The organism is Haladaptatus sp. W1, from assembly GCF_001723155.1.
Lineage (GTDB): Archaea > Halobacteriota > Halobacteria > Halobacteriales > Haladaptataceae > Haladaptatus > Haladaptatus paucihalophilus.
The window spans coordinates 23,068-30,129 of the sequence record NZ_MEIH01000023.1 but is presented as its reverse complement, the minus strand read 5'-3'; the positions used below and the strand labels follow the sequence as shown (position 1 = coordinate 30,129).

The 7,062-nt window shown below is 54.8% G+C and carries 5 protein-coding genes and 1 pseudogene; 4 read left to right on the top strand and 2 right to left on the bottom strand.

Annotated features, from left to right (window positions below; translation table 11 throughout):
• The 3 genes and pseudogenes from BG842_RS01170 to BG842_RS29455 form a co-directional block, all read left to right on the top strand.
• A pseudogene (locus BG842_RS01170) lies at nt 1–305 on the top strand (transcriptional regulator); the annotation flags it as partial.
• 56 nt (nt 306–361) lie between these two features.
• On the top strand, nt 362–748 hold the full coding sequence (locus BG842_RS01165) for a hypothetical protein (protein WP_139135976.1): 387 nt from the start codon (nt 362–364) through the stop codon (nt 746–748).
• A gap of 1,031 nt (nt 749–1,779) precedes the next feature.
• Nucleotides 1,780–2,469, top strand: coding sequence for a hypothetical protein (locus BG842_RS29455; protein ID WP_069449344.1), 690 nt, complete (start codon nt 1,780–1,782; stop codon nt 2,467–2,469).
• Between the two features lie 471 nt (nt 2,470–2,940).
• Here the strand turns inward: BG842_RS29455 and BG842_RS01150 are convergent, their stop codons facing one another.
• Complete coding sequence (locus tag BG842_RS01150; protein WP_069449347.1) at nt 2,941–3,981, bottom strand: zinc-binding dehydrogenase; 1,041 nt, start codon at nt 3,979–3,981, stop codon at nt 2,941–2,943.
• A 13-nt stretch (nt 3,982–3,994) separates the two neighbouring features.
• A complete protein-coding gene (locus BG842_RS01145; protein WP_256388487.1) occupies nt 3,995–4,384 on the bottom strand; it encodes a geranylgeranylglyceryl/heptaprenylglyceryl phosphate synthase in 390 nt (129 codons plus the stop codon).
• A gap of 1,032 nt (nt 4,385–5,416) precedes the next feature.
• Here BG842_RS01145 and BG842_RS01135 point away from each other — a divergent pair.
• Nucleotides 5,417–7,030, top strand: a complete 1,614-nt coding sequence (locus BG842_RS01135) for a BCCT family transporter (protein ID WP_069449341.1) — start codon at nt 5,417–5,419, stop codon at nt 7,028–7,030.
• Nucleotides 7,031–7,062 lie beyond the last annotated feature (32 nt).

The window sequence follows — 7,062 nt, the reverse complement described above, 5'->3', positions numbered from 1 at the left end:
AGTATGAACGCAACACAGAGTACTTCGAATGGCGGTATGTGAGTGAACTCGCCAACACCCATTCGCTGGAGGACCTCAGAGGGAATGTGCTCGACATTCGGGATCAGCTCACGACGTTCCGTGATCGCTATGACGCCGATACTCCAGCCAGTATCGACGTCGTCGAGGCGGCCAATCGTCTCGATATTGATCTCGAAGAAGCGTGGGACGACCTTTCGACGTGGGCGAGCCTTGTGGAAGAACTGCGACTCCACGACCGCGCTCGCCGTCGTCTCAGTGACCGCGCTGAAGCGAGCGCTGACTAACGATGGGTTCTCACGACACGCATACTCCCGTCGGGAGTGTTGACCGAACAATTCTCATGAGTATCAAACAGCGCTTGGATACCGCGGCCTACATTGGCACCACTACCATCTCGTTGAAACACGGGAAACCGACGCTCACGGCGACATTCATCCGAGACTATTTTCCACCGGATGTCGAGGTCGCGTACTACGATCTTCGCTGGTACACCAGTGGTGATTTCGAACTGCATTATCAAGAGAACTGGAGTAACGACCGAGGATGGAAACGACGGTGGGACAAGCATCCCAGAGATGGCAAGCGAACCCACTACCATCCCCCACCAGATGCCGGTCACCCACCTGAACCAGCTGAGTTCCCGGACAATTACTACGAGATTCTTCGGTACATCGACGAGCAAACGCTTGCCCATATTAAAGCGCATCCACTCCTTGAGATGGACTGAGTGCTGTTACTCGCGCTGTCTATAGCTGGGAATACGATGTCTTTACTCTGTGTCGAACATCCACTGCCTCATGTTGCACTAAGCAGAGCTAAGAAAGTCTGGCAAGCAAATCGGATTGTGTACTTGCGTTTGTGATTTTGGTCATTATATTTAGTTTTATATAAGAAGGCCCAGATATTATTGCGCCATAATACAGGCTAGCGACGAGGCGTATCCTACTACAGTATTTGACCTTAATTACCGCGAGAGCGCACAACGGTAGGCTTCGGTGGCCACTACTACTATACAAAGGAAAATAGTACCGATTTCGGGGGTTACAGACACATGTACCCACGGCGATCGAGCCAAGAGCAACCTCGACAGACAGAGAATCAACCGCAATTCGAGTCGCAAGAGACAATCACTGACATCGACATCACAGAGCCGACACTCACGTGGTTACAACTTGTTCAGCCACACCAGCCGATTCCAATTGGAGACGAGGATCGCGTGTTGGATAGTCGGTTCAACACTCAGTGGGATTGTTGGGAAGTATTGGTTGTCGCGATGCCAGAGAGCGATACCTCAGAGGAGCCCGAAGTTGGCGAGGAATGACGTGCAATGACGGAGTGGTAACTCAAAGCCAAACAGAAGCTGTGCGGCCTTTTTGTGCTCGCAATCGTCCGTCCTGATGCTCCTCCGCTCATGTATTTGGAACGATTAGTTTCTCTGCCTGCTCATTGTCATCGCGATGGTGCTCTCACGTGTCTCTTGGAGACATTGAACTGTACAGTATCGTCGAATACTGGTGTATATTCCTCATTATGACCATTTACCAAGCACACATTCGCGCTCGACCTTCACCAACAGGACATGAATGAAACATCATTTATCCGCATCACTGGTAGGATAATGGTGTGGTTGCACAGCGTTCTGTCGCTCAATACCGATCACCGTTGTGAGCCACAGGCCAAAACAGTGAGCCCTGATTAAGTACGTCACCATGTAACGATGGAGCGGCTCCGGAAACACCCGGAGCAGGAGGAAAAACCATGGCACAACAGCTCCAACAGCCACCGCAACAGCAACGATACCAGCCACAGCAACAACAGCCACCGCAACAACAACGATACCAGCCACAGCAACAACAGCCACCGCAACAACAACGATACCAGCCACAGCAACAACAGCCCCAGCAGCAGTATCAGCCCCAGCAACAAGGCCAGTTTGGCCAGCCGTGGCAGGCCCTCGGCGAACAGATGGAACAGCGATTCGACGAGTCGTTTTCAAGCGAGGTTCGCACAACCATTCACGACCTCGATAAAACTGCGTCGGTCGCGGAGTGGGTGAAAATGAAAGCGGCCCAACGTGGCATGCCTACTGTCGTGCGTGTCGCCGACGATATTGAGGATATTGCACACCTGGAGAAGAAGCTCATTATCCGAGAGTCACCGTTCGCTCACCCAATTGGACAGACGTCCAAGCAGGTTCTCCAACAGGGTCTCCAGGAACTCCAACAGCACATCAGCGAGCCAGAAGTCCAGGATGCTGTCGAAAAAACTCGCCGGTCGCTGGAGTCTATCGACAAGGGGCTGATGTCGCTCCAGACAATGGACGGTCAACAACAGCAGGGTGGGCAACAGTTCGGTCAACGAGGCGGTCAGCAATCGCAGCCACAGCAGCAATCGACCCAGCAGTTCGGTCAGCGATACCAGTCGCAGACCCAGATGCCACAGTACTGAACTAGCGACTGTTCGATCAATTTTTTGCGGTACGAGGTGACCGCCTTTGCAGATGGCGTCATCGAACTCCGCAAGCAGAAGACGGGGTGAGCCGGGTCAACTGCCAATTCTCAAGACAATAGTTCTCACCGACCCAGCATTACAACGATTAAGTTACCCCTTGACGGATATGAGTCGCCTTTATATTCGTACCACGAACTGCACATTCTGCCATTGTCGGCGACTGGGCAGCAAACTGGTTGCCCGATATAGAAACAATTCAAGCGTAGAAAGTGAAGGCAGTCTACCCATGCAGGATTGAGGAGACCACCGCGGCTACAATCAAGCAGAGGAGGGCAATTGCCCGACCAGACACATTTACGAGTGGAAGAACTGTGATCCCCCCTGCGATCATAGTGTAAATAAGTAGAACAGAAACAAGGGTATCCGTGTTCATACACCTTGTCTAGAAAACGGTTCGGTCGATGGTAACTACAGTTCGCTGTCAGGGACGACGACGACCTTGCCGAAGCCCTCACGGTTCTCAAGCATCTCGTGGGCACGGCTGATCTCGCTCATTGGGAGCGTCTCTCGGATACGCGGCTGGAACGTACCGTCCCAGACGAGTTCAAGCGCTTCTTCGGCTTGACCGGGTGTTGCCATCGTCGAACCGATGACCGAAAGCTGGTTCCAGAAGATGCGGTTGAGGTCAGTTTCAGGGTTGCCACCCGTGGTCGCCCCGCACGTGACGACCCGTCCACCTTTCACGAGGGATTTAAGCGAAGACTGCCAGGTCTGTGCGCCGACGTGGTCAACTACCATGTCGACACCGCGACCACCAGTCAACTCGCGGATCTCGCTGGCGAAATCAACCTCCTCGTAATTGATAGTGTGGTCTGCGCCCACTTCCTCCGCGTAGGCCAGTTTTTCGTCGGTGCTCGCCGTTGCGAACACCTCTGCTCCAGCGTGGGCTGCGACCTGGACGGCAGCGTGTCCGACACCACCCGACGCACCAAGGACGAGGACTGATTCACCGGATTTTAGCCCACCACGGTCTCTGAGCATGCGCCACGCGGTTTGGAACACCAGCGGAGCAGCCGCGGCCGTCTCCCAGTTGATTCCCTCGGGAACGGGTGCCAGGTTCGCCGCCGGCAGCGCAGCGTATTCGCTGTGGACGCCGCGAATGTGCTCACCGATGATATGAAAGTCCGGTGCGAGCGTCAGGTCGCCTTTTCTGCTGAACTCGTCGTTTCCACCGCTTTTTCCAGCGATCACACAGACACGGTCACCGGATTCGAACCGCGTTACGCTTTCGCCGACCGCTTCAACAACCCCTGCAGCGTCGCTCCCTGGGATGTGGGGCATGTCGAGATCGACTCCTGGCAGTCCCCGGCGTGTCCAGATGTCTAAATGGTTGAGTGCGCCAGCTTTCACGTTGACCAGTACCTCATCACGAGCGATTTCGGGGTCAGGAAACTCGCCATATTCGAGGACGTCCCGATCTCCATGCGTCTCAAATTGAACAGCTTGCATCATGTGAGGCGACTCACTCGACAATTATAAACATGAGTATCGACAATTGACGATAATTCCACGAAGATTCGTTCAATTCATAGATGGATCTCGACTCTGGGCAACACGCTACGCCACGAGCTGACTCCTTGATGGCCTCGATACCAGCGTCGTGAAGTACATCACCGATAACGACCGTGTCAGCTACTTTTGCCATCTCGTAGGCCGAATCGTAGTCATAGATTCTACCACCGTAGAAAAGCTGGGCTGACGAGAGTGCATCTCGTGCGGCAGCCACGACAGCTAGATCTCCGAGCATGCCAGAACATTCGAGATAGACGATTTGATGACCGAGCATCCGTTCGGCGAGAGCAGCATAGGCACGACGGCAGGGCTCCGTGAAGAATGGCTGCCCATCTCTCAAATCATCCGTGCAATTTGACGGGCCAACCTCTGATTCGAGATATCCAGTTATCTCTAATTCCTGCCGTTAAACCGTAATTAGGTCCTATGGGACTCAAGACTCTTGAATACCTTCTTCCCTTTTCTTGTTGCGAGCTCTGACAGCGGTGCGACACGATACGCGAGTTCTGTTCGTTGCTGTTCATCGGACGGTGAGTTGTCACGAAGAGTCGCAACCAACATTCCATCAGATGAGCGCAAGAGGATGCCGTCCTCGGCGACTGACGACTGCAATCCCTTTAACGACTGCTCGATGAGTTCTTGGGCTTCTGTTGGCTCGATTGTGAGTTGCACGGTGTCAAATTCTGGCCGATCGCGAGTTGTCGCTGTCATGCTTCCTTTTCATCGGGCTAGACGTTTGTAAACCCATCTCTCATATGAATCTGTGGCCGCGTTTTCTCTCCTGTCCAACCGACGAATCAGTATGAACCGGAGGGTGAAACGTCTTCAACTCTGGAAGATTTTGAACGGAAGCCAACTTATCGGCCACTCTCGCATCAGACGTTCTCTCCCGCACTCACTCGGAACCACGTTCGGCATCTTCGCGATAGTGCTGGCACAGACTTGGTCCTGGGGGGCCCGCAAGGAGAAGACAGCAGTTTACATATCGTGAACGCAGCGTTGGTGGCACTAGTCAATAGGGTCTGAGGACGTCTCAAAAGTTGAGTGAGAACTGATATTTCTGGATTTTGGGCCCAGTACAGGGATTATAAAGGTCCACAATATGTGAACGACAGAGTAGTTGGATGCTGATGGTACAATCGGACACAGTAATGCGATTACGTACCGAGCAGGGGTAAGCGTATTCGAACATCTCGGAACTTACGTTGGCGAGCAAAGAATTATTATATATTCCTTATGATTATGGTTGAACTCAACGGTAATCTATTTGATTCTCCGAAGGTCACAGCACTACGTATGTCATTATCAACCAACCGTTGTTCGGACGGCAAGACGAACGCGGCGGCGAGAACCGTGGGGAGAGGATGAAGCCGTGACGAATAACAACAATCAACGACGGTTGCTTGACGAAGTGAAGCAGTTCGACGCCCTCATCTTCGGGATTGGGCTGGTGCTCTCTTTGCTCGTAATCGCCGTGATTGCGATCGACATCGAGGCATTCTCAACGGCGCTCACGTCGGTGAACGGCTGGCTCGTCACGAACATGGCCTGGTACTACGTCGGGTCGGCATTCCTGATCACGGTGTTCTTCCTGTGGGTGATGCTTGGTCCATGGGGTCGAATCAAGCTTGGCGACCCCGACGAGGAGCCCGAACACGGGTTCTTCTCGTACTTCGCGATGATGTTCTCTGCTGCCATGGCTGCCGGGCTCGTGTTCTTCGGCGCCGCCGAGCCCCTGTTCCACTACGCATCACCGCCACCCGTGATGTCGTCAGAACCAAAGACGATGGGAGCGATTACCGACGCAATCACTTACGCGCTATTCCACTACGGAATCACGCCGTGGGCCACGTACCTCACGCTGGCCGTCCCACTGGCATACTACGTCCATCGAAAGGATGCCCCGATGCGGCCGTCGACCGTGCTGATACCGCTGGTCGGCCGGGACGCACTCGACAGTCCCTGGCTGAAGTCCATCGATGGGATCATTCTGTTTATCTCCGCCGGCGGTGCTGCGTCGTCGCTCGGCTTCATCGCGCTGCAACTCTCTGTCAGCTTTTCGTATAATCTGGGAATCGAGCCTGGGCTTGTCGGGAAGTTCGCGATCCTCGCTGTCGTGACGGGGGCATTCATTTTGTCTGCGGTCGCGGGGATCGAGAAGGGCATCAAGCGGGTCTCAACGCTCAACATGGTCCTCTTCTCGGTCATCCTGGTCGCCGTGTTCGCGCTTGGCAGGTCGGCAGCGCTCCTGAACCTGGGTTCGCAGGCGCTCGGTGGATATATCACCGAATTCTTCACGATGAGCCTCTACGCCGGCGTCAATGGTGGAGAGTGGCTCGGGAGCTGGACAGTGTTCTACTGGGCGGCCTGGTTCGTGTTCGCGCCCCTCATCGGCGTCTTCATGGCGCGCATCTCGCGCGGGCGGACGGTCCGGGAACTCATCTTCACTGCCCTCTTCGGATCGTTCGCGGTCACGGTGCCTTGGTTCACCGTCATCGGGGGAAGCGCGCTCTTCACCCAGAACAGCGGGGGCGGGCTCCTCGCCACGGTGTCGGAGTACGGACTTGAGGTTGCTGCGTACGCACTCATCGACACGCTTCCAATGGGGAGCGATGTGCTGGCGATATTGTTCACCCTGTTGGTGACTACCTTCCTCGTCACCACGCTCGATTCGAGCACGTACATCATGGCTATCTTCGCCTCCAACGGGGACACGACGCCCGGGAAGGCGAGTCGGGTTATCTGGGGTATCATCACAGCCGTCATCTCGGGGCTCTTGCTCGCCATCGGCGGCCTGAATGCCATCCAGCAGTTCTTCATCGTGCTGGGCGTTCCGGTCATCGCGTTGAGCGTGGTCGCGACCGTGGCGCTTATCATCGAATGGGAGTCGCTGAGCCCCGTGATGCAAGGCACCGACCGGGCGGAACCAGCGGTGGAAAATGCCCGAACCATGAACCGCTCTAAAGTCCCGGCGGAGGATGACTAGCGAGCAGCAACGGACCAGATTCGACAGACGAC

Excerpts from the sequence above, each read along its gene's own strand:
- BG842_RS01165 (WP_139135976.1), top strand. The coding sequence starts at position 362 with ATGAGTATCAAACAGCGCTTGGATACCGCGGCCTACATTGGCACCACT.
- BG842_RS29455 (WP_069449344.1), top strand. The coding sequence starts at position 1,780 with ATGGCACAACAGCTCCAACAGCCACCGCAACAGCAACGATACCAGCCA.
- BG842_RS01150 (WP_069449347.1), bottom strand. The coding sequence starts at position 3,981 with ATGCAAGCTGTTCAATTTGAGACGCATGGAGATCGGGACGTCCTCGAA.